The organism is uncultured Dysgonomonas sp., assembly GCF_900079725.1.
GTDB lineage: Bacteria > Bacteroidota > Bacteroidia > Bacteroidales > Dysgonomonadaceae > Dysgonomonas.
Genome location: NZ_LT599032.1, coordinates 3,437,938 through 3,462,152, shown reverse-complemented (window position 1 = coordinate 3,462,152; position 24,215 = coordinate 3,437,938). Strand labels below are relative to the sequence as shown.

At 39.0% G+C, this 24,215-nt stretch carries 18 protein-coding genes and 1 tRNA gene; 11 read left to right on the top strand and 8 right to left on the bottom strand.

Going from position 1 to position 24,215, the window contains the following annotated elements; translation table 11 throughout:
* Positions 1 to 6 precede the first annotated feature (6 nt).
* Positions 7 to 963, top strand: a complete 957-nt coding sequence (locus QZL88_RS14585) for a hypothetical protein (RefSeq protein ID WP_296942240.1) — start codon at positions 7 to 9, stop codon at positions 961 to 963.
* Between the two features lie 67 nt (positions 964 to 1,030).
* On the opposite strand, the gene QZL88_RS14580 is transcribed toward QZL88_RS14585, so the two are convergent.
* A complete protein-coding gene (locus tag QZL88_RS14580) occupies positions 1,031 to 2,014 on the bottom strand; it encodes a helix-turn-helix domain-containing protein (protein WP_296942238.1) in 984 nt (327 codons plus the stop codon).
* A gap of 388 nt (positions 2,015 to 2,402) precedes the next feature.
* On the opposite strand from QZL88_RS14580, the gene QZL88_RS14575 reads away from it, so the two are divergent.
* The 3 genes from QZL88_RS14575 to QZL88_RS14565 all read left to right on the top strand — a co-directional run bounded on the left by QZL88_RS14575 (position 2,403) and on the right by QZL88_RS14565 (position 5,724).
* Complete coding sequence (locus QZL88_RS14575; RefSeq protein ID WP_296942236.1) at positions 2,403 to 3,056, top strand: hypothetical protein; 654 nt, start codon at positions 2,403 to 2,405, stop codon at positions 3,054 to 3,056.
* 22 nt (positions 3,057 to 3,078) lie between these two features.
* Entirely contained in the window at positions 3,079 to 4,743 is a 1,665-nt protein-coding gene (locus QZL88_RS14570; protein WP_296942234.1) for a hypothetical protein, read from the top strand.
* 492 nt (positions 4,744 to 5,235) lie between these two features.
* The gene (locus QZL88_RS14565) at positions 5,236 to 5,724 is read left to right on the top strand and encodes a hypothetical protein (protein WP_296942232.1); all 489 of its coding nucleotides are present in this window, start codon (positions 5,236 to 5,238) and stop codon (positions 5,722 to 5,724) included.
* Between the two features lie 24 nt (positions 5,725 to 5,748).
* Here the strand turns inward: QZL88_RS14565 and QZL88_RS14560 are convergent.
* Positions 5,749 to 5,832: transfer RNA gene (locus QZL88_RS14560), tRNA-Leu, on the bottom strand.
* A 153-nt stretch (positions 5,833 to 5,985) separates the two neighbouring features.
* Between QZL88_RS14560 and QZL88_RS14555 the strand changes: the two genes are divergently transcribed.
* The 3 genes from QZL88_RS14555 (at position 5,986) to QZL88_RS14545 (ending at position 9,095) form a co-directional block, all read left to right on the top strand.
* Positions 5,986 to 7,068 carry a mannose-1-phosphate guanylyltransferase gene (locus QZL88_RS14555; RefSeq protein ID WP_296942230.1) on the top strand — a complete coding sequence of 361 codons (1,083 nt, stop codon included), beginning with the start codon at positions 5,986 to 5,988 and terminating at the stop codon, positions 7,066 to 7,068.
* Between the two features lie 14 nt (positions 7,069 to 7,082).
* Complete coding sequence (gene ahcY, locus QZL88_RS14550; protein ID WP_296942228.1) at positions 7,083 to 8,501, top strand: adenosylhomocysteinase; 1,419 nt, start codon at positions 7,083 to 7,085, stop codon at positions 8,499 to 8,501.
* A 126-nt stretch (positions 8,502 to 8,627) separates the two neighbouring features.
* On the top strand, positions 8,628 to 9,095 hold the full coding sequence (locus QZL88_RS14545) for a GNAT family N-acetyltransferase (RefSeq protein WP_296942226.1): 468 nt from the start codon (positions 8,628 to 8,630) through the stop codon (positions 9,093 to 9,095).
* Positions 9,096 to 9,140: 45 nt separating this feature from the next.
* Here QZL88_RS14545 and QZL88_RS14540 read toward each other — a convergent pair whose 3' ends face one another.
* Positions 9,141 to 11,303, bottom strand: coding sequence for a helix-turn-helix domain-containing protein (locus QZL88_RS14540; RefSeq protein WP_296942224.1), 2,163 nt, complete (start codon positions 11,301 to 11,303; stop codon positions 9,141 to 9,143).
* 254 nt (positions 11,304 to 11,557) lie between these two features.
* Between QZL88_RS14540 and QZL88_RS14535 the strand changes: the two genes are divergently transcribed.
* Positions 11,558 to 12,619, top strand: coding sequence for a DUF6340 family protein (locus QZL88_RS14535; protein ID WP_296942221.1), 1,062 nt, complete (start codon positions 11,558 to 11,560; stop codon positions 12,617 to 12,619).
* 4 nt (positions 12,620 to 12,623) lie between these two features.
* Here the strand turns inward: QZL88_RS14535 and argS are convergent, their stop codons facing one another.
* Entirely contained in the window at positions 12,624 to 14,420 is a 1,797-nt protein-coding gene (gene argS / locus QZL88_RS14530) for an arginine--tRNA ligase (protein ID WP_296942219.1), read from the bottom strand.
* 609 nt (positions 14,421 to 15,029) lie between these two features.
* Positions 15,030 to 15,296: an HU family DNA-binding protein gene (locus QZL88_RS14525; RefSeq protein ID WP_006801109.1), complete on the bottom strand. Its 267-nt coding sequence runs from the start codon at positions 15,294 to 15,296 to the stop codon at positions 15,030 to 15,032.
* Between the two features lie 251 nt (positions 15,297 to 15,547).
* Here QZL88_RS14525 and QZL88_RS14520 point away from each other — a divergent pair, with 251 nt between their 5' ends.
* Genes QZL88_RS14520 through QZL88_RS14510 form a run of 3 tightly spaced genes read left to right on the top strand, consistent with a single transcriptional unit; the run spans position 15,548 to position 18,282 of the window.
* Complete coding sequence (locus QZL88_RS14520; protein ID WP_296945085.1) at positions 15,548 to 16,282, top strand: rhomboid family intramembrane serine protease; 735 nt, start codon at positions 15,548 to 15,550, stop codon at positions 16,280 to 16,282.
* Positions 16,263 to 17,150 carry a rhomboid family intramembrane serine protease gene (locus tag QZL88_RS14515; RefSeq protein WP_296942215.1) on the top strand — a complete coding sequence of 296 codons (888 nt, stop codon included), beginning with the start codon at positions 16,263 to 16,265 and terminating at the stop codon, positions 17,148 to 17,150. Before QZL88_RS14520 ends, QZL88_RS14515 begins: the two co-directional genes overlap by 20 nt.
* On the top strand, positions 17,134 to 18,282 hold the full coding sequence (locus tag QZL88_RS14510) for an endonuclease/exonuclease/phosphatase family protein (protein ID WP_296942213.1): 1,149 nt from the start codon (positions 17,134 to 17,136) through the stop codon (positions 18,280 to 18,282). Before QZL88_RS14515 ends, QZL88_RS14510 begins: the two co-directional genes overlap by 17 nt.
* A 17-nt stretch (positions 18,283 to 18,299) precedes the next feature.
* On the opposite strand, the gene rlmD is transcribed toward QZL88_RS14510, so the two are convergent.
* The 3 genes from rlmD to QZL88_RS14495 form a co-directional block, all read right to left on the bottom strand.
* Positions 18,300 to 19,715: a 23S rRNA (uracil(1939)-C(5))-methyltransferase RlmD gene (rlmD, locus tag QZL88_RS14505; RefSeq protein WP_296942211.1), complete on the bottom strand. Its 1,416-nt coding sequence runs from the start codon at positions 19,713 to 19,715 to the stop codon at positions 18,300 to 18,302.
* A gap of 591 nt (positions 19,716 to 20,306) precedes the next feature.
* The gene (locus tag QZL88_RS14500; protein WP_296942210.1) at positions 20,307 to 21,503 is read right to left on the bottom strand and encodes a hypothetical protein; all 1,197 of its coding nucleotides are present in this window, start codon (positions 21,501 to 21,503) and stop codon (positions 20,307 to 20,309) included.
* Positions 21,504 to 24,113, bottom strand: a complete 2,610-nt coding sequence (locus QZL88_RS14495; protein ID WP_296942208.1) for a DUF2339 domain-containing protein — start codon at positions 24,111 to 24,113, stop codon at positions 21,504 to 21,506.
* Positions 24,114 to 24,215: the final 102 nt, after the last annotated feature.

Genomic DNA, 24,215 nt, shown 5'->3' with positions numbered 1-24,215 from the left:
AAAAAAATGGACAATAAGCTAAAAGAAATTTTAACAAAAAGAATTCTTGAAAATATATCCAGCAATGTAAAGCCGGTTAATTACTTAACCGATGTTTTAGATTTGGGCCGAGAGTCTGTTTATCGACGATTGAACGGCCAGATAGATTTTTCCCTCGACGAAATTCTCAAATTATCAACGGAATTAAATTTCTCACTTGACGACATTCATTGCGAATACGACAACTATAGAGCGATCTTCAATCTCTTCAGAGAAAGATCTGCCCCTGCCGAAGTAAGTTTTAATAATATGCTACATGCTTTTTGCAATAGGATGGCAGAAGTTTACAATTCAGAAAGAAGCCATACCGGACTAGCTCTAAATCGCTTACTCGGGACATTCTATCTACATTCCGAACATTTGCTAAAGTTTATATATTACAAATGGATACACCAGTTCGATGAAGTATCCCTAAACTATTACTATTGTGACCTGGAAGTTCCGGAAGAAACTATTAATATGGCACATAGAGCCGCCTTTTACCAGCAAAGACTGGATAAAAGCATCATCGCAGATGAAAATATCCTATCCAATACAATTCAAGAAATCAAGTATTACCAAGACAGGGGACTTATTAATGATTATGAAATTTCATTGATCAAAGGAGAGCTACAAAACATGCTGGATAATTTCCAGATGATTCTAAGTACAGGGCAAAGCTCTACGGGCGCAAAGTGGAATGTGTATTTGTCCTCTATCGACATCAACTCCAACTCTTCCTATCTGCAATACGATGATAATGAATCCGTCTCGTTCTGGATTCATTCCGACAGCGCCTTTGAAACAACAGACAAACAAATGTGTGTTATGCAAAGAGAATGGATAGAATCATTAAAAAAATATTCTACATTGATCACCCTCTCTAATCAAAAGATGCAAGCAGATTTCTTAAATCAGCAATATAACCATTTAGATAAACTTTAATTTCTTTCAATCTTTTAAGAATAGATAGAACGGAGGCTACCTGACTGGAGGCCTCCGTTTTTGGAAATTATTTCAAAGATAATTCTTTTTCTACGATTTCATGTTGTTTATCAAAGAAGATACGTCTCTCTACGGCTCCACTTCCGGATACTAAAGTTGATACCCTTTTCATGGAATTTATCCAATCATATATGAGATTAAAACTTTCTGCATCCTTATATAATGCAGGTAAAGCAAAAGGAGGCTTATAATGTATAAAAGAAATTTCTGGAGATTGAAAATAAATACATGTAACCCCTATATTAACACTCGAAATATATAGATCTGCATTTTTTTTTGAAATATCTTTTCCATTCCCCGTTTCTTTTGTACGCGTTTCTACGTCATCTAATAAATCATGTAAATCTTTTTTTATCAAAGCAACATCTTTTTCATTCAGAATCCGCATTTTATAAAATAAATTTATTTCTCCCACCAGATTCCAAATAACCGGATTATCCCATATATAAAATATAGCATCATAATTGTTCCAACACTTTATCAGTTCGTCATGATAATCATAAATTTGCAGTGGTACCCGCCAAGTATTATAGTCTTTGAAAGAGTTATTTCCAACAAAAAAATATGCCCATTTGAAATACATAAATTTACACAAATAAGTATATGACATAAAATATTCTACTGGTAATGAATCAAATATATGCCCTACCTCAAAGGGGTATTCTTCTACACATTTCAGTTTCTCCTTATTCTTATCAATCTGTTCGATCAGAACATCTATCGATTCTAATCTTAATGGCATTATCAGATTCAATGGAAACAATGGCGGATTTTGATTCTTCTCTAATAAACGATCTATCGACACATTAAGACATCTAGCGATCTTCCCAATCTCATTTACAGTAAATAACACCTTCCCATTCAGCCGTCGGGATACGGACTCTCTCTCCAATATTAAAATATCCGTCAGTAAAGAAATCAATTCTCTTTTCCGGGGATAACATACATGTAGATAACTTACAAACTTCTCGTGCAAATCTTTTTCATACATAGGCATTAATATTATTTTTTCCTTAAAAACCTGCAAGAGTCGATATATCGGGCGAAGTAGTTTACATAGATAAGAAAAACAAGATATAAATCAGGATTCAATTGTGTTAATTTTATTTAAACCACAAAAACATCCTAGGTTCCACAACAAAAGGATATCTAATAAACAAATCGTGATATCAACCCTTATTTACCAGCAATAATTGAGAAATAATATTAGAGATAAGCGAATATTGTAATCATTAATAATTCTTTTGATGAATATTAGCATATTATGCGCATCCTTTTATCCGGAAGCATAAACAGCTGCAAAAATTGATTTTTATCTGTATATAATTAAAGATAAGTTTGTACTGACTAAAACAATGCTAAATAAAAAGAAGTTGGAAATGAAAAAAAGGTTACTACTCCTCATTATATTTACATTTTATATAATAACAACTTTTGCACAAGTCACAATAGGATCAGGCATTGTCCCCGAGAAAGCGGCTCTACTAGATCTCAAAACTAAAAATGGAGGATCGGGACAGAACTCATCTGATGGAGGAGGATTGCTCATGCCACGCGTATCGATATCAGACCTTCTGACCCTTGGTATATTCACGGAAATAGCAGGACTTGATACCGAAGAAGAAAAGCTAAAACACAAAGGACTATCTGTATATAATATCGGCACAACGAGTGTCGAAGCCGGCATATATGTTTGGGATGGAGTCAAATGGGAAAAAGCAGGATTGAGAAAAGAAGTCAATTTCTTTTATATGCCGTCTATACAAATCGATTTAAGCCAAAACCCTCTACCAATCAATCTACATACAAGGTATGTACAACAATTTTCAAATCCAAAAGCATCTAGTACAAACAAACCTATACCCTATTATTTGGAGGCCGAAGATCTCGATTATTACATCACAGATTATGATGAAGACATATTCCAAAGCGTAACCGTAGATGAAACCGGAGAAATGATATACATATTGAAAGACCCGCTTCCCTCCGATGTTTGCTGCTCTTATATAAATATCGTCTTTGTTACGAAATAATCTCTTCCAATAAAATGCCCTTATGAAAAATACCCCACATTATCTCCCTGCAAAGCCCTTAGGACTTACCTTCCTATTTTTTCTGTTATTCATTATACATCTACCAGCACAAATATCCGGAGATTATCCATATTTCGAATCTTTCCTCAGCGCCACCAAGCCTACAGGTATAGAAATACCCAAACCGGATCAAAACAGCGTTATATTCAGCAATAAAGGAGCGGTACTCACCCCTGCCGAGTTCGACAAATTCGGGGCTATGTATCTGGATAACCATCAATTCGACGCAAGTGCAGGTCTTTTTATCTCTTTCGAGTATATGACATACGATGGCACCGGAGGTGACGGCCTGTCCGTATTCTTTTTTGATGCATCGAAAACCCCTTATATCGGTGCTCCGGGCGCAGGGATAGGATATACATATAACCGAAGTGCAAATAAACATCCCGAGCACAGCCTCAAGCGTGCCATAGGATCCAATGCTGCATATCTGGGAATAGCCTTTGACTCATTCGGCAACTTCAAAAAAATGTTTTATCAGGGTGAGGCCAGAGTAAATGGTCTCCCTTACGGTTTTGGTGTGACCGGAACGAGCGAACTTGGTCCGCAAACAGACAACGATGTCACCCTGCGTGGAGCTATGAATTATACACCAATGATGTACAACAGTAAGGAAGTTCCCGGTATGGGAGTCGGATATGTTGGCTATCCTGTATTAGTTACACAAAGTACAATGCAAAACATCGGCCACAGGCTAAAAAAAGGTTCGGGTACGGATGCTATAAACTATGCATTTGAAAAATACAATCAACTGAGTCCAAATACTATTCCTTTTCCGATCAAAGGAGGACATGAATTTGAACGTCAGACCGATCCCGGCTACCGCAGGGCATACATCGAACTATTCCCTAATAAAGAAACTGGGAACGGTGGATTTTTCATATCAGTCATGATAGAAAATGAAAACCGTAGAGATACAATTATATATGACTATGAATATAGGGAAAGGTTCATTTATCTCGAAAATGCATGGCATGATGACAGTGGTGACAATAATGACGATGAAGCTTATCCCACAACGCCTTCCCGAAGGAAAGAGTTGATAGCCACAGTACCTGCAGCCCTAAAAATAGGTTTTGCTGCAGCAACCGGATCATTTTCTATGGAAGGTGCTAAGAACGACAAACACGTCATCAAAAATCTCAGGCTGATACTACCGCGTGCAGCAGAAGCATATGATGACTTTAAACCTGACGAATTTCAAGGAACTACAGTATTTTTCAACCCTTTGGAGAATGACATCGGTTACAAAGGTACCATATCCAGAGTACAGGACCCATGCTATGAATGTATTGACGGAACTACATTCAGGTTCGTTTTAGACGATGGAACTCAGATATATGACGACACATCTGACATTATTGAATATATAATGAGCGATGTTGGAATATGGAGATATGATAAAACCACCGAAATCGTAACATTTATACCAACATCAGATTTCGTCGGAGAAGCCAGGATAAGATATAATATAAAGGGAGGGAAAGGAGATAAATACCCTTATAACCAGGAACCATATAGATCTGCCCCAGCCACTATTGGTGTTAATATTATTGTAAATCCCAATCCGCCCGGAAATAAGTTTATAATATCCAACAAAATGACAACCAGCAGATTAAAGAAATAGTCTCCGTAAACTAATACAAGAACAATAGATAGAGTATCAACACTACAATCTGTGGGCTTACTTTAATACACCTTTAACAAGAGACACTCCTATTGTTTTCTTCATAAGTCCAAGGCTCGATATATCGAACCGAAACGAACATACTATATTGACTTGATAAACAATATAGATTATTATATGAGAAATGTGAAATCCAGGAGGTAAGATATAATTGAACAAGGTCAAATATTCCCCAAAAGTCATATTTGATAAAAATATCTCGAACCAATTCTTATAATTCTATATAAGATTTAAATACGTAAAATAAGCCGAATTACAAGACACAAAACAAAAAGCGGAGAGAGTTTTTTAACTTTCTCCGCCGAAGTACCCAGAGCCGTTCTATTCTCGAGCCAATTTCTTGAAGGTTTAGATTTGATTTATGAATTAAGGGAGTGAATATCGAAACCATAAATTGTTATATTTGGGTTTTCTGACCAAATTATACTTATTATGAAATTTGAACCTACATATAATTATAGCCAAACCGACCTTGATAAAGAAGAAAACCAAATTTTATGGAAATTTGGAGAACTAATAAAAAGCCTCATTACAATAGCAAGTGATGCAGATAGACAAAGATATGTTATTGGAATAGGCATTGTAACAGATGAAATGGTGTTGGATTTTGAATCATATTTTACATTGTCTTACAATCAATACTTAGATAACCAATTGCTAAACAAAGATGCTTTCGATGAATTAATGTTACTTGATGATTTCTTTGAAAAGCGTAGCGGTGATAAAGACCCCGACTTTTGGGATGACTCACTATTGGATATCAATAATGATTGGAACATTGCCAGAAAGAAGGCTAAGCGAATATTAGAAATAATGGGTTGGAATAATTTAGATATTGAATGTGAACACACCGATATATATAATAGCAAACATATAATCAGACAACAAACAATAACTCCATTAGTAAATAAAAAATCCTGATAGAAAATCTATCAGGACTTACCGTACCCAGAGCCGGGATCGAACCGGCATGGAAGTGAATCCACTGGTGTTTGAGACCAGCGCGTCTACCAATTCCGCCATCTGGGCTTGTGAGGTGCAAAAGTACACAATATTTTCATATATCAAACACCCTTCGTTAACTTTTTTATAAAAGAGTTGTATATTTTTCTCATTGCTATTGTTCTCTTTTGTTTTGTTTGTATATTCGTATAATGTAACTTTGCAAAAATTAGAATCAGTATGGATAATAAAAACAACTATTGTGTAATAATGAGTGGTGGTATAGGCAGCCGCTTCTGGCCATTCAGCAGAGAGGCTCGTCCGAAACAGTTTCTTGACTTCTTCGGCACCGGCCGATCCCTCTTACAGATGACTGTAGACCGATTTAGAAAAATTCTACCAGTAGAAAACATATATATAGTAACAAATAAGGAATATGCACAAATGGTACTAGACGAGCTTCCTGAGCTCGGCTCAAACCAAATTTTACTGGAGCCTATGCGCCGAAACACGGCTCCCTGTATTGCCTTTGCTACTTATCATATAAACTCATTCAATCCTGATGCGAATATAGTTGTAGCCCCTTCCGATCATCTGATACTCAAAGAAGATGACTTTCTCTCCATTATCCAAAAAGCATTCTCCTTTGTTGAGAAACATAATACCCTTCTGACCCTCGGTATCCGCCCGAGTCGTCCGGAAACGGGGTATGGATATATCCAAATGAGTGAAGAACAATTAGATGGAGTAACTAAAGTAAAAGTATTTACAGAGAAACCGAATCTAGAATTGGCTAAAGTATTCTACGAAAGCGGCGAATTTCTTTGGAACTCCGGTATTTTCATCTGGAACAATCGCACAATCCTTAATGCATTTCATCAATATTTACCTGAAATAACAAATCGTTTCGACCAGGGATTAGATACATTTGGAACTGATAACGAAAAAGCATTTATTGATGAAAACTTTCCATTCTGCCCTAATATATCTATTGATTACGGTGTGATGGAGAAAGCCACCAATGTTTATGTACAAGCGGCAGATTTTGGATGGTCGGACTTAGGAACCTGGGGATCTTTATACGAAATATCAGATAAAGACGAGAATGCCAACGCGACATTAATAGCGGAAACACTATTCTTCGATAGTTCCGAAAACGTAGTCACTCTGCCTGCCGGAAAGCTGGCCGTTTTACAAGGACTAGACGGATATATCGTAGCCGAAGCTGACGGCGTCCTCCTTATCTGTAAGAAAGAAGAGGAGCAACGCATCAAACAATTCGTTGCTGACGTAAAACTGAAATATGGAGAAAAATATATTTAAAATAAAATAGATACATGTCAAAACAACTTTTACCCGATTTACCATATCTGGTAGCAGATATCAGTCTTGCCGACTTTGGAAGAAAAGAAATCGAAATAGCAGAACACGAAATGCCCGGACTGATGGCACTTCGTAAAAAATATGGTGCAACAAAGCCTCTAAAAGGGGCACGTATTATGGGTTCGCTTCATATGACCATTCAGACTGCCGTACTTATCGAAACCCTAAAAGATTTGGGTGCAGACATACGCTGGTGCAGCTGCAATATATTCTCTACTCAGGACCATGCCGCAGCCGCAATAGCAGCCGCAGGTATACCTGTATTTGCATGGAAAGGAGAAACACTCGAAGAGTACTGGTGGTGTACAGAGCAAGCTCTTGCTTTTCCCGGAGGAAAAGGACCGAATCTGATTGTAGATGATGGAGGAGATGCAACATTACTTATACACTGGGGATACAAAGCTGAAGAAAATTCAGAAACGATAAATCGTAAAGGCTCCAACCACGAGGAACAGGTTATCTTAGATACCTTGTCGCACATATTGAAAGAAGACAACAATCGCTGGCATCGCACCGTTGCCGAATGGAAAGGAGTTTCGGAAGAAACTACAACAGGTGTTCACCGCCTGTATCAGATGATGGAACGTGGCGAATTACTTATCCCTGCCATTAATGTGAACGATTCGGTAACCAAATCGAAGTTCGACAACCTGTATGGTTGCCGCGAATCTCTCGCTGATGGAATCAAACGCGCTACCGATGTAATGATAGCCGGTAAAGTGGCTGTCGTAGCAGGATACGGCGACGTAGGCAAAGGCTGTGCACACTCTATGCGTTCATACGGGGCACGTGTAATCGTTACCGAGATAGATCCTATCTGCGCCCTACAGGCAGCAATGGAAGGTTTTGAGGTAACTACAATGGAGGAGGCCGTTAAGGAAGGAAATATCTTTGTAACTACTACAGGAAATAAAGATATCATTACTATCGAACACATGGCTCGTATGAAAGATCAGGCTATTGTCTGCAATATCGGCCATTTCGACAATGAAATACAAGTAGAAAAGCTGGTTAATTTCCCTAATATAAAACATGTTAATATTAAGCCGCAAGTTGATAAATACGTTTTCCCTGACGGACATTCTATTTTCTTGCTTGCAGAAGGCCGCCTTGTAAATCTGGGATGTGCAACCGGACACCCCTCTTTTGTAATGAGTAATTCATTCACAAATCAGACTCTCGCTCAAATAGAGCTCTGGCTTAACGATTATGAAGTGAATGTGTATCGTCTTCCAAAACATCTGGACGAAGAAGTTGCCCGTCTGCATCTTGAACAGATTGGTGTAAAGCTCACAAAGTTATCGCAAGAGCAGGCTGAGTACCTGGGAGTACCTGTGGAAGGGCCGTTTAAACCGGAGCATTACAGGTATTAATTCTGAATAAATAATCAACTTCTCGTTGATTCCGCCATAATAATCTTTTCAAATCCTTATTCTTATAAATGAGGTTTGAAAAGATTATTTTTATTAATATTACATTATTAATTCATAAGAACAATTATGTTCCATATTCGTATCGCTACATTAGAAGATATCCCGGAATTAAAAACCCTGTATAAGAACGTGATCATGTCCGTCAATACAAAAGACTATACGTCTGAAGAAGCGACAGACTGGGCATCCTGTGGAAATAATGAACAGCGCTGGACTGAACTGATAACCGAACTATATTTTATCATAGTGGAAAATGAGAGTAATACGATAACAGGATTCTCATCCATTTCTGACAGCGGGTATTTGCATTCGATGTTTGTACATAAAGATTTTCAAAACATGGGCATTGCGACCCTACTCTATCAGGAAATTACGAAGTATGCATTGACACATAACATCAGAAAGATCACATCCGAAGTCAGTATCACAGCCAGGCCTTTTTTCGAGAAACAGGGATTTATTGTAGATGAAGAGCAAAAGAGAAAAGCAAATAAGCTATTCCTCTCCAATTATAGGATGAGTAAACTCTTATAAAAATTGCAGTAATAGATTTTCGTAGAATTACTAATTCTATCTGACCTACCCCTCTGTATATCTAATATAATTCATCAGCGCCTTAATATCGAGATAAGAACATTCTTTGGGCAGTTTCTCTTTTATCTCTGACAACGGAGTCTGGGGAGCAATCTCTCTCAATATAGGAAGCATATATTCCATTTTATTTTCATCTACCAGGCGGCCAACAGCCAATTCTCCGGTAAGTATAAAACCCGCCAGATGGCCTTCGATAGTTGTCACAGCCAGATTACGTTCCTTAGAAATCTCTCTCACCGATTTTCCGTCGTTGAAGAGAGAGAGAGTCAGGCGTTGCGAATCACCTTTCTGAGGCCGTTCCTTTTTCTCCGGTTTTGCTTCTGTGACCTCTTCTTGGGGCAATACTATTTTATTAAAGGTTAAGCCTTCTGTAAGATTGACGTCGCCATAGCGGACAAACTCCAGGCGTTCGAGTAAACGTAGTAACGTCGCATGTATCTCTTTTGCTTTCTTCAGATATTGCTTTACTTTCGATGCATTTTTAAGACTGCTCAGATGCTCTTCCACAGGCAGTATTATATATTGCTGTACATCTTTATGGAAATACAGTATTCCTTTCTGCACACGCTCCCGCAGATGGTCAATATCAGGATTTGGAGTTGATAATATACGGTTCAGTTCCCTCGTGAAATTCAGGGCTATCTCCTGCTGCTCCACAGCCCTGCTGCACAACCGGGCAATCATCGCCTGTGTTTCTTCCTGTTTGGGTATTTTCTTTTCCGTGGCAAGTTCGTACAGAGAATGCAGGCTGCGTATAAATGGTGTCCAGTCGAAATATTTCTTTACCTGTTCGGCACAATAACGGGGCTTTTCCTGAATCAATATCTGACGGAGATATTCCGGGCTTTGCTCTTTATCAGCAAACTCTAAGGCAAAACGGTCGGTACTTATGCTCTGTGCCGTAATACGTGAGAACAATACAATGCCCTCCAGAGAGGTGCAACGGCTAAGCGCCACATATACCTGCCCTGCGGCGAAAGCCTGACCCGCATCTATCACCACCCGGTCGAAGGTAAGCCCCTGGCTTTTGTGGATGGTGATTGCCCATGCAAGGCGTATCGGGTACTGGGTGAATGAACCCAGCTCCTCTTCTTCTATTTCTCCTGATTCCTCATTCAGCTTGTAACGGACATTACGCCATGTTTCGCTTTCGAGTTCCATTTCGTCTCCGTTCTCGAAGCGTACCTGTATTTTATCTTCCGTCAAGAGGCAGATCGTAGCCAGTTTTCCGTTATAATACCTGCGCTTCTCTCCTGCGTCATTTTTCACAAACATAACCTGTGCCCCTTCTTTGAGCGTCAGATTAGCTTCTGTGGGAAGGGAATTTTCAGAAAAATCCCCCTTTACTTCCCCGTTGAATTTATATTCTTTACCGGCTAACCGGGATAACTCCTCACTATTGATACGGTCGGCTTTATAATTGTGTGTGCAAAGAACAATATAGCGGTTTTCTTCGGGCAGTTTGAATACGGGATTATATCGCTGGTTGAGCACCTGCAAATCCTGAGATGTGGCACAATTGTTACGGATACGGTTGAGTATATCGATAAATTGCTGGTCCTGCTGCCTGTATATCGTTTTCAGCTCTATATAAAGAGGCGTATAATCGGCCAGTACCTGCGCATGGAAAAAGAAGGGCGACGGATAATGATGTTTCAGAAGCTCCCATTCCGAAGTTTGTACCACAGGTGGCAACTGAAACATATCCCCGATAAAAAGTATCTGTACACCGCCAAAGGCCTGTTGACTGTTCCTATAGCGGCGCAGCATATAATCGATAGCGTCGAGCATATCGGCACGCAACATACTCACCTCGTCTATAATCAGCAGATCGAGTTCTCGCAACATCTCTATTTTAGACTTGCGCAGCTTGAAATGATAATCCAGTTTCTTCTTTCCTTCAAAGTTAGGGATAAAGGGTTCGAAAGGCAACTGAAGCAGGGAATGCAATGTCACTCCTCCGGCATTGATGGCTGCAACACCCGTAGGGGCAGCCACAACGACATTCTTATCTACATTTTGTCGTATATAATGAAGGAATGTAGTCTTACCAGTCCCTGCTTTTCCCGTAAGAAATACACTTTGTGAAGTGTTGCTCACTATATCGGCAGCCAGCCTGAAAACCTCGTTTGCAGAAAGTTGATTCATCCAGTAACTTATTTTGATGCTTAAGGTCACAGACCTATTTGACTCGCTTTCGCATCGTCGATTGTTAATTATTACTCTCGTATCTGAAACAGCAATAGTTAGTTATGACTAAATAAAGCAGCTCTAAATATTTTCTATCACTTATATTACAAATATAATGCTTATTTTGTACATTTAGGGTCGCAGAGCCATTTGTTATTTTCCGGCATTTATGCCCAGTTGCGATGAGATTGAAAATAAAAAATTAGCATCAAATGAAACGTATTATGAAGCAGGTATTATCCTCCATTATATTCATATATATATTGAGTTCGTGTACCACAACCAATATTATATCGATAGATATACGACAACCCGCATTTATATCTTTCCCTCCGGAAGTTACGAATGTAGTCATTGTAGACAACAGCCCGACATTAGACAATGACGATGAAGCCGAAAACCCGAATAATGGTCCGTCTATCTTATCAATGGACAGCGCCCGCACCATATTCCTGAATTCACTGGTTAAGTTTATGAATGAGGAAAAATACTTTAACAAAGTAGAATTATACCCTTACAAAACATACAATGGATCGAATAATGATATAACACTGCTGCCGGCAAGAAAAGTTCAAACCATTTGTCACGAGAAAGATGCGGATGCATTGTTGTCTCTCAACCTATTTGCTATTTCCGCGCAGTTGGAAACAGAAAACACAGCATATTTCAGCAATTACAGCATTCTTGGCTCGAAACTAGGAGTCATAATGAGAGCATATGCCAAAGATGGTTCCGAATACGGCGCACCAATCGGGCTTGTAGATAGTCTTTTCAGGCAGGAATCAACAGACTGGAGCAGGATAAAGAACAATGTAGACGAAATCAACAGCCTTGTTACCGAAATGTCGGTAGTGGGTGCAGATAAAATAACCAGCAACTTTATACCTTCGTGGAAGACAAGCCAACGCTGGTATTACTCGGACAACTCTTCGGAGATGAAACAAGCTGCAAAATATGTGGAACAGGGGAAATGGCTCGAAGCTGCAGATATCTGGGGCGAATTATACGAGGATAGCAAGCCGGCAAAGAAGATGCGCCTGGCATCCAACATCGCTTTAGCAAACGAATGTCTCGATGATGTGGAGAATGCCGTAAAATGGATAACTACAGCTTTCGATATGTTACCTGAAAAGAACCGCTCGGAACTGGCTGTCCAGATAGCAGTTTATAAAGCAGAATTGGACGCAAGGTTAAAAAATATACCCAAGCTGAATAAACAACTTGGGATAGAGGAAGAACCCCTTGAGGGAGATTCTGATCCTATTTCTGAATAGAGTATTACATCCGGTCGGGAACTTCAATACCTAACAGGGACATACCACTTTTTACTATTTTCCCAACCTCTTGTGAAAGGACGAGACGGAAATCTTTCAATGCAGTATTTTCCTCTTTCAGTATTGTATAATCATGATAGAACTGATTATATTCTTTCACTAATTCATATATATAATTTGCAATTAATGCAGGGTTGTATTCATCTCCTGCCTGTTTTACAACAGCTGCATATTCGGCGGCGAGTTGTATAAGGCTTTCTTCTTTTGCCGTCAGTACTATATCAGTAGGTAAAGAAACCGGAATAGATACTCCCTGTTCACCGGCCTTACGGATCACCGACTGAATACGTGCGTATGTATATTGTATAAACGGTCCTGTATTTCCGTTAAAATCAATAGATTCTTTCGGGTTGAAGGTCATATTCTTTTTAGGATCTACCTTCAAAATAAAATATTTCAATGCCCCCATTCCTACGATACGGGCAATATTGTTTGCTTCATCTTCTGTAGCACCATCCAGCTTACCCAGTTCTTCGGATGTTACTTTGGCTGTAGAAACCATTTCTTCGACAAGATCATCAGCATCCACAACCGTACCTTCGCGCGATTTCATCTTACCTTCGGGAAGCTCCACCATACCGTATGAAAAATGTACAAGTCCCTTGCCAAATTCATAACCCAGTTTATCCAAAACGATGGATAGCACTTGAAAATGGTAATTCTGCTCGTTGCCTACCACATAGATCATTTCACTCAGGTCTTTATGCGCCGCAAAGCGTTGCTGAGCAGTACCTATATCCTGAGTCATATAAACGGAAGTGCCATCGCTGCGGAGAAGCAATTTGTGATCCAGCCCTTCGGCAGTAAGATCAGCCCACACCGAACCATCTTCTTTCTGGTAGAAGACACCTCTTTTCAACCCATCGAGAACTGTTTCTTTTCCATCCAGATAAGTTTCCGATTCGTAATATATTTCATTAAAGTCTACTCCCAGTTTCTTATATGTTTCATCAAAACCTGCATAAACCCATGAATTCATCATTTTCCATAAGTAAACCGTATCGGCGTCTCCGGCTTCCCACTTGCGAAGCATTTCGCGGGCTTCGGCCATCAGCTTGGATTGGGTTTCCGCTTCTTCTTTCGGCAAGCCACCTTCCTGCAATTCTGCCAGCTCGGCTTTATAATGCCTGTCGAACAATACATAATAGTCGCCTACCAGATGGTCTCCTTTCTTACTGCTCGATTCGGGGGTCTCTCCATTTCCCCATTTCTGCCATGCCAACATGGATTTGCAGATATGAATACCACGGTCGTTTACTATATTGGTTTTTAGTACTCTTTTACCATTTGCTTTTAACACTTCGGACAGAGCAAAGCCAAGCAGATTGTTACGCACATGTCCCAAGTGTAAAGGTTTATTGGTATTTGGTGAAGAATATTCTATCATAACCAACGGGGCATCGGCTTTCACCTCATGGATCCCATAATTCGCTACAGAATGTATAGAATTAAGTTCTTGCAACCAGCATGCTCCGGCTATAGTCAGGTTTAAGAAGCCCTTTATCACATTAAAGCTTTCTACTTCCGATGTGTTTGCCACAAGCCACTCCCCTATCTCCTGTGCGGTTTGCTCAGGCCCTTTTTTTGACATTTTCAAAAAAGGGAAAACTACAAGGGTAAGGTGACCTTCAAATTCTTTTTTTGTCTTTTGTAATGAGGCCTGCCCGGACGATATCGTCTGTCCGTATAGGGTTTCGATTCCCTTTATTACGTTTTCCTGCAACCTGGCTTCAATCTTCATTATATTGATTATTTATTATTTTCATTATTGAGTTTGCAAAATTATAAAAAACTATCTATAAAGCTTATAAAAGCAGAGAAGTTTTATCTATAGAGTAAGAGCCGGTAGCCTTTAGCTGTTAGCTGATAGCTCTTTGAAATATTGAAATAAGTAGTAAGTTTTAAGTAATAAGTTGAAAAAGTGTAACCTTTGTTACTTTTTGGGGAACTGTTACCTTTTTGCGTCTTAGAGTCTTTGCGAGAAATTTTTAATCACGGAGAACCAACGATCGGCGGAGCCAAAAAGGAGTCCACGGAGTTTTTAGAAGAAAAAGTGACAATAAAAATTGTGTAAAAAGTGTCAGGTTTGTCAGGTTTTGCACATAAGCTATTGGCTAACAGCCATTAGCTAAAAGCTGAAATAAGTGTTACTTTTGTTACTTTTTAATAAAGAAGAAGCTTCGCTCTGCTCAACATAACAAGCCAATTATTCATTATTAATTATTAATTGTTTTCTGTGTTACTTTTGTTACTTTTTCAGATTACAAAAAAGTCCAGTGATGGATATAAAGAAAAAGCAGAGAAAGAAATCCTTCTCTGCTCTTTATCTTTTAGAAATGTAATAATTAAATTACAATGCAGCTAAATCAGCTCCAGCTTTAAATTTAACAGTTTTCTTAGCAGGGATGTTAATAACCGCTTTAGTTCTTGGGTTAATACCTTTTCTAGCAGCTTTTTGAGTTACAGAGAATGTTCCGAAACCAACTAGGGCTACTTTTCCACCTGCTTTAACTTCACCTGTTACTGATTCGATAAAAGCTTCTAAAGCTTTCTTAGAATCCACTTTGCTCAAGCCTGATTTTTCAGCAATAGCATTGATAAGTTCTGTCTTGTTCATAATAAATTTTGTAATGATTAATTAAACATTATATAACTGAAATTACGTTTTACTCTATTTCTGTTTCTAGCTCTCAAATATAAGTGTTTTATTTAATAATCATAAAAAAAAAACGGAAAAACTCATGCTAAATCGCAAAATATCTAAATGTAGATACCATTTTAGAATGAAAAAGAAAAAATATAAGTACTTTTGGGCTTTGAAAAAACAATTTTTAAGGAAAAATAATGAATCAGAATAGTGCAGGCTTTATGAGTTCCATTCCGGTTGTAACACGGAATCTGCTTATCATAAATGTATTAGCGTATTTCGCGACTGTGATGCTGAAAGATATAGTGAACCTGAACAATTATTTGTCTCTTCATTACATCACCTCATCCCTGTTTATGCCTCACCAGATCATAACATATATGTTTATGCATGGTGGCATCAGCCATTTGTTCTTCAATATGTTCGCCGTATTTATGTTCGGACGTGTATTGGAAACAGTATGGGGACCTAAGAAATTCTTTGTGTATTATATAATTACAGGGATAGGTGCGGCAGCGCTACAGATGATTGTTACATATTTTCGTTTACAATCGCTAGAAGCTACTCTACCTGACGAGGTAATTTCCACTGTATACAATGAAGGTGCAGCAATAATAGCACAAGGTCTGAATTATTCAGATCCTTTATACGGCGATTTAAATGGACTACTAAATGGTGCAATGCTGGGTGCATCAGGCGCTGTTTTTGGAATACTTGTCGCGTTTGGGATGTTATTCCCTAATGCAGAACTTATGCTCCTCTTTCCACCGATACCAATCAAAGCAAAGTGGTTTGTTATCGGATATGGTGTTATTGAGCTTTCATTAGGCGTAGTGGATAGAGTCGGGGATAATGTGGCGCACTTTGCCCATCTTGGAGGGCTTATAACAGGTCTTATCATATTGCTTTATTGGCGCAAAAAAGGATTTACTACAAATGGGAATATTTTCGGATAATATAAAACCTATACTTAAGCGAAAAGATGTATTGATACGGCTGATCGTCATCAATGTATGCGTTTTCCTGATATTGATAGCAGTTAACATTACCAAGCTCTTCAATATAGATATCACAGATTTCGTTATCAGCTATATAGCCATACCGGCACAGTTGGAGTTATTGAAGACGCATTTCTGGACGCCGTTAACATATATGTTTGTACATGAGAACTTTTTTCACATACTGTTCAATATGTTAATGCTGTATTGGTTCGGACAGATATTTCTTTCGTATTTCAACGCTAAAAGCCTTGGTAGCCTGTATATACTCGGGGGATTGGCCGGCGCAGCCCTTTTTGTACTGACATTCAACACAATCCCAATGTTTGTACTAATGAATGGCGCCCCGATGATCGGAGCATCAGCTTCGGTAATGGCAATTATATTTGCGGTCGCATTCTACCGGCCGAATACCGAAATAGGACTGCTCTTTCTGGGACGGATAAAAATCATCTATATAGCTCTGGTTATCTTCGTTCTTGATTTTATCGGACTTTCCAGCACCAGCAATCCCGGTGGTCATATAGCACACATTGGCGGTGCATTGATGGGGTATATATATGCGAAGCAATATCTGAAGGGCAAGGACATCACTCGCTGGGTCAACAAGATAATAGATTTTATTGCCAATTTAACGAAACCTAAATCAAAGACCAATCCTAAGATGAAGGTGAAGTACAAGAATGAAGCTGACCACGAATATAATCAGCGAAAATATAATGAATCGGAAGAAATAGACCGTATCCTGGATAAGCTCAAGGCTTCAGGCTACAATAGCCTTAGTTCAGCCGAAAAAAAACGATTATTCGATGCCAGTAACAAGTAAGCTCTTAGGCAAGAAGATAGGCAAAGCCATCAAGTATACCGTCTTTGCAACCAATATTATAGCAATTATATTATTGCTGCTATCATTACTAGCTTGGTCGGTAGTTCCCTCTAAAGTGACCTTCATCGCTTACTTAGGGTTAATATTCCCTATCTTGCTGTTTATTAACATCGCTTATCTCATTCTTTGGACTGTCTTCTTCCGGTGGAAATATGCATTAATACAGTTGGTTGTAATCCTTGCCTGCTGGCAGCCGATATCTACCTGCTTTCCTGTGCATATGGAGACTAAGGAAAAAGATATACCTGCAAACAAGATAAAGGTACTTACTTACAACGTAAGGGGCTTCAACTGGCTGACAGGAGAGAAGGCCCGGAATAACCCTATATTCGAATATGTAACTCAGAGTAATGCCGATATCGTTTGCTTTCAGGAGTTTGCCGTAGCGACTAAGAAGGGTAAAGGTAGTATCATTTCAGTACAGGAATTGAACGAGATAATGAAAGACTATCCATACCGTTCCATTATTGAATTGGGGAAACCGAGGAAGACAAAAAGATCGTATATCTATGGTATTGCCTGCTATTCAAAGTTCCCGATTACGGAATCAATAAAGGTACCTATTCAAAGTTCTTACAACGGCTCTGTTATACACAAACTGGAAATAGACCGCCGCACTGTCACTCTCGTTGTGAACCATCTGGAATCGAACAGGCTAACTACGGAAGATAAAAAGCTCTATAAAGACTTCCTGAAAACAAGAGACAGGGAATCCTTTGATGAGATGGCCAATACACTTCAGGACAGACTGGGTGCAGCATACCAAATACGCGAATCACAAGTAAACCTTATCAGAAGTTTTATAGATAAGCAAGATGCTAAGGCAACGATTGTCTGCGGAGACTTTAACGATACACCTATCTCCTACGCTTATCACACGATGAAGGGCGATCTGGTCGATTCATATGCTAATTCGGGGTTTGGACAAGGGATTACCTACCATGAAAACTACTTCTGGGTGAGGATAGACTTTATTCTGCATTCCCGGGCCTTTGAATCCTATAATTGCACTGTGGACAAGGTCAAGTATTCCGACCACTATCCGGTGTGGACATATCTAGCCTTCAAATAACACTGCAGACTATAGTACTACCTTTTCTCCAGCAGAACTACGTTCTCTACATGATGTGTATGAGGAAACATATCTACCGGCTGAACTTTTGTCACTCTATACTTCTCGTCCAATAAAGACAGGTCCCGTGCCTGAGTAGCAGGATTACAGCTTACATAGACAATCCTCTGAGGTTCGGCAAAGAGAATAGACCTGATAACATCGTCATGCATACCCGCGCGTGGAGGGTCTGTGATAATAACATCCGGACGGCCATGCTCATTGATGAAGTCCTGAGTAAGTATGTCTTTCATATCCCCGGCATAGAATAGCGTATTATCGATTTTGTTATTCTTAGAATTGAATTTGGCATCTTCAATAGCATCTTCCACATATTCTATACCAACAACTTTTTTCGACTGGCGCGCCACAAAGTTAGCAATTGTACCCGTTCCCGTATATAAGTCATACACAAGTTCATCTCCATCCAGCCGGGCAAAATCACGGGCCACTTTATATAAATTATATGCCTGCTCGCTGTTTGTCTGGTAGAATGACTTCGGACCAATCTTGAATTTAAGGCCTTCCATCTCTTCGTATATAAAGTCATTTCCTTTCCATGTCAGCACTTCCTGATCAGTAATCGTATCATTCGCCTTTTGGTTGACAATATACAACAGAGCTGTAATCTGAGGGAACTTATCTGCAATAGCTTTCAGTAAATCCTCGTGCTGTTGCTTTTCATCATCGTAGAATACTACAATTACCATCAATTCGCCGGTAGTAGAGGTACGGATAATCAGGTTGCGCATCAATCCGCCTCTGTTTCGCAAATCGAAAAAGGTATATCCTTTTTCATGGCAATACTGGCGGATAAAGTTCCGTATCTGATTCGAGACATCATCTTGCAACCAGCATTTATTGATATCCAATACTTTGTCAAACATCCCCGGAATATGAAAGCCCAGCCCGTCCATATTCATATCGGCAAAGTTTTCTCCCGAACGTAATTGTTCCAAAGTAAGCCACTTCTTATTTGAGAAAGTATATTCCAGCTTGTTCCGGTAAAACTCTGTCTTTTGCGAACCTAATATCGGTTGAATCTCAGGCAAATCTACTTTTCCTATACGGGTAAGGTTGTCTGTCACCTGTTTCTGCTTGAATTTCAGTTGTTCCGCATATGGCAGTATCTGCCATTTACATCCTCCACAGATGCCGAAATGTTCACAGAACGCCTCTGCACGGTCAGGAGAATATGTAACAAACCTGACAGGTTTACCCTCTGCATACTTATTTTTTTTCCGGGTAATCTGCAAATCGATTACATCGCCCGGTACTACATAAGGTATAAACACAACCATATCATCTACTTTGGCTATGGCTTTGCCTTCAGCAGCTATATCCACAATCTGCACATTCTCTATAAGAGGAAGTTCTTTTTTCTTTCGGCTCATTGATATTTCTTTAGTTTCGGAAATGGATGCAAAGATAGGGAAATTTATCAGTTAACAGTCAACAGTTATTAGTTAACAACAAGGTCTTATTTCTACTTCTCATCAACCATTTTGGCTCCGCCGATTTCCAATTCAACTTTCGACTCTCTGCTTTCGACTCTAAAAGGTAACACAGAAAACAATTAATAATTAAGAATCAATAATTGGCTTGTCATGTTGAGCAGAGCGATGCATCTTCTTTATTAAAAGGTAACAAAAGTAACATATATTCCAGCTTTTAGCTGATAGCTGTTAGCCAATAGCTTATGTGCAAAACCTGACAAACTTGACACTTTTTACACAATTTTTATTGTCACTTTTTCTTCTAAAAACTCCGTGGACTCCTTTTTGGCTCCGCCGATCGTTGGTTCTCCGTGGTTAAAAATTTCTCGCAAAGACTCTAAGACGCAAAAAGGTAACAGTTCCCCAAAAAGTAACAAAGGTTACACTTTTTCAACTTATTACTAATATTTCAAAGAGCTAATAGCTATCAGCTAACGGCTAAAAGCTTATACATATAGATAAAGTAATTCTGATTATATCACTCCACGGCTACTTCTTTTTCATTTCCTTGATCATCTTTACACAGATGAACAGGAGAAATAAGCCTATAATAACAATTACTCCCCAAAGAAATACAGGTTTTTCTATCCACGAAAACTCCCTGGCCTGCTCAGCATTTTTGGCAACTATACTTTGTAGGTTATTGGTCTTGATGACAGGAAGGTCAGCCGGAATATCGTTCTGAAAGTATTCAATATCGTATTTAGGGGGTGTCTTATCCTTTGACCCTACCCTAATAATATAACTTTGTCCTTCTTCCAGATATGCACATACATAGCGGTTAAGACCGTAAGCCTTCACGGAATCTACTTTGAGAGGTGGATTATTGTGATTCTCTATTGCAATAGAAGTATTACGACTGAACAAGAAACTGTTTATAAAGAATGTATTATTTCCTTTTGAGGAGAGGTCAAATGTAACACGGCTGTGAGATATGGAATCTGACATTACAGCATGGCGGAAATAATAAGCCTTGTTGTTTATACCTATCTCCAACTTACTAATACGATATGTCTCCTGAGAATCCGGGAAAGTTATATATGTTCTTTTGTCGGAGATACTCTCCTTTTGCAAAAAGTGCCCCAACTGTAATTCTGTAAATTGAGCGTATATATTGGAGTTTTTTATCTTTCCTACTTTAAGGACTTCCAGCGGACTGTTCTGGTTATTTTCAAGCGTTATCTCATAATACCTGTAATTTCCTTTCGGAAAGTCCAGAATCAGTACCTCGTCTGCATCACCGAAGCCCGATATACTCGTCTTTTGCCTGACAATATACCATTGTTTCTGATCGTTACTTCCGCGTAAAGATGCATACTTACTCACATCTGCTTTGCGGATAATAATGTAAAAACGGTTTATATCTTCTTTTTCCTGATTGTCTATTGTAACAATATTCAGGCTGTCTTTTACCTGATTCTGTTTCAGATTATAATTCTCGAACCGGCTTATCTCCCGTATGGGATTTACAGAACGCAGGAAATAGGGAACTTCGTTGTTTTTACTATCCAGAATTTTCAGATCGGACAAATCGCTATCCAAAGACTTCGCTATTATTCCTTGTCCGAGTTGGATATTGTAATATCCGCTAACCTCTACAGGCTGAATCTCCTCCGTCCATACTGACTGGGCAAAGATACCCGGAGATAATAATAAAGACAGGATTATAAATAAATATAGTTTCATTTACTTTTCTTTTTTAGACTGTTCTTCGATAATATCTTCTACCGGGCTATCGTCCTTAACCAGTGTTTTTATCTTCTGCTGGAGGAATGATACCAGCAACAGGATAACTCCCAGCATAATGAACGAAACAATACGTCCGGCCTGCGACATATGCCACACATCGTATGCATAGAATTTAATGATAATCACCCCAAAGAAAATCAATGATATTTTCCGCAGCAAGACTTCCTTACGATTCAGCCCCCAGATCATAAGTATCATAGCAATGACACCCCACAGGATAGGATACCCGAATGTATGCACATCATATAATAAGCTATCATAGTTATCAATATTGCCTAGCAGAAGGATTACAATATTATCCACCTCTATACTTAGTATAGCAACCGACATAATAACCAGACACCAGCATAGAGGGGCAAACCAATCTTCTGATATTTTTTTTACATTTTTCGCTAACAGATATGTGATATATACGATAGCCGGCAAAGAAATCAGGTGAATCAGGAAATGATTGATACTATATGTATTAAGGACAAATATATCGTACCGCAAATCGATAGCCAGATAGGTATACACAAACGAGTAAAGAAGAATAGAGAAAAACAGTAAGACAAAAACATGCGCCTTTGCCGCCAGTTGTGTCCTATAGACAAGCCCCAAAACGGCAACATATACTGTTGCATAAGTGGCTAAAGCCAGATAACGGAAACTGGTGACAACACCGGTGTCTGTAAAACGTTCCAATTGATAGTTCAATTCGAGAAAAGGGACAAAGAATGTGAGGACAATTACAATAAGGTTAAAAACTTTGATGACAGCACTTATCGAAATAGTCTCGAATCCGCCTATCTCTATATCCGAATCTGCATCTTCCCGTCTCAAGAGCAACATATTAATCACAAAACTGGCAACCACAACCACTCCCGTAATAAATATCCTGTTGACAAAGAAAGGCAAAGCATCATCATATCTGTAATTATAATTGATATCCATCGCATACGAAATAAGCACCAGTACAGCTATAACAATAAAGCCCAACCGGAATACCTTTATGTGCGACATTTGCCACAACCATAACAGTAAAACAGCTTCGGCTGCCCAAAACATCGTAATCACGTGTCCATGCATCTGCATTGGTATGGCAAGGCTGACAAAGGTCATTACGACTGCTATGATCAGATAAATAAGATTACGGTCGACTTTGCTCTTACGGAACAATGTCAGCATTACGAAGGCATTAACTCCGGCAATGGCAATAGTTACAAGTCCCCTGACATCATATTCATAACGGTCGAATATATACAGACATGCAAGGAAAGCAGACAGGTTATTGGTCAGTATCAAAAATGCCTGATAGGCTGTAATCTTATCTTCCGATTTGAAATGGTCGAAAAGAGCCAGTACATAAAATTGGATAAAAAACAGAACCGTGAACACAGTAGCCCAAACAAACTGATCCTTGAAATCACTTAACATCCATGCCCAGAAAAAAGAAAGAGTGAGCACATAACTGATAATACCTATTATCCGCCACTTCTTCACAAAGGATACGGCCAGCATACCCGTATTCAGGATAAGTATATATGAAAACAGAACGATATAATTTCCTGTCCCCGTACTCACCATCAATGGAGACGCAAATCCACCCAACAGGGAGAATATGGCGAGTTCCTTCCTGTCGTAGTATAAAGAAAGAATAACTGAAAATATAGTAATGGCAATAAGCAAACCAAAAGCAATAGTCTGACTGAATAATTCATATTCCCTGAATGCGAGAGTAATCGTTATATAAAACACTGAGATACCCCCACCCACCAATATGGACGAGAATACATGGTATTTCGATTTCAGCTTATGGGCTATCCCTATAAGGATACCACCTGTGAGAATACCTATCCCCACACGGCCCACTTCATTTATCCATTCCTTGTCTATGGCATATTTCACAAAGAAGCCTATGCCCAATACCAGTGTAACTATACCGACCTTACTCAGCCAGTTTTCGCCAAGTAATCTTTCTATAAAGTTCTTATCCGAATCATCATCGCCCTCGTCAACATGCTGCTGAACAGGAGCCGTACGATATCTCGGTAGTATTTCTTCTATTATAGTATCTGACTTTTCAGCACGGTTAAATGCAGCAAAAGGAGGAGGTGTATCTTCTAACTCTTCCTGTTCTGGCTCTTGAGGTAACTTTTGTACGGATTCTTCATTTATTAAATTGGGAGTCTGAACCACTACCGGAACCTCCTCCAGTACAGGGGAGATTATTTCTTCTTCAATTTCTTTATGAATATTTTCAATAATCGGTTCTTCTTTTGCCACAGGCTCATTTTCCGGCTTAGTCTTTGACACAGATGAGGTCACACCCGGAGTAAAGCCTGTTTTAACTTTAAGATCACCCATAGCATTCAGTATATCTTTAGCATCATCTCTCGAAGCGGTATGATTATGAAGATCCGTCATGCGTTTATTGAGGTTATTCATATCAGTGTTCAAATAGTCAATATTCTTATTTATAGTGCCTATTTTAGCCAGTATGATAATCGGAATTATGAAAATACCTACAATAAGTATAATCAAAAGAAATACAAGAAATCCTTCCATAAAGCGTATGTTGTGTTATCAATAATTTCGTAAAAATAAGGGATAAATCGAATAATCGATTCTTTTTGCAGAAAATTATTGATGAATGAGAAAATGACCGGG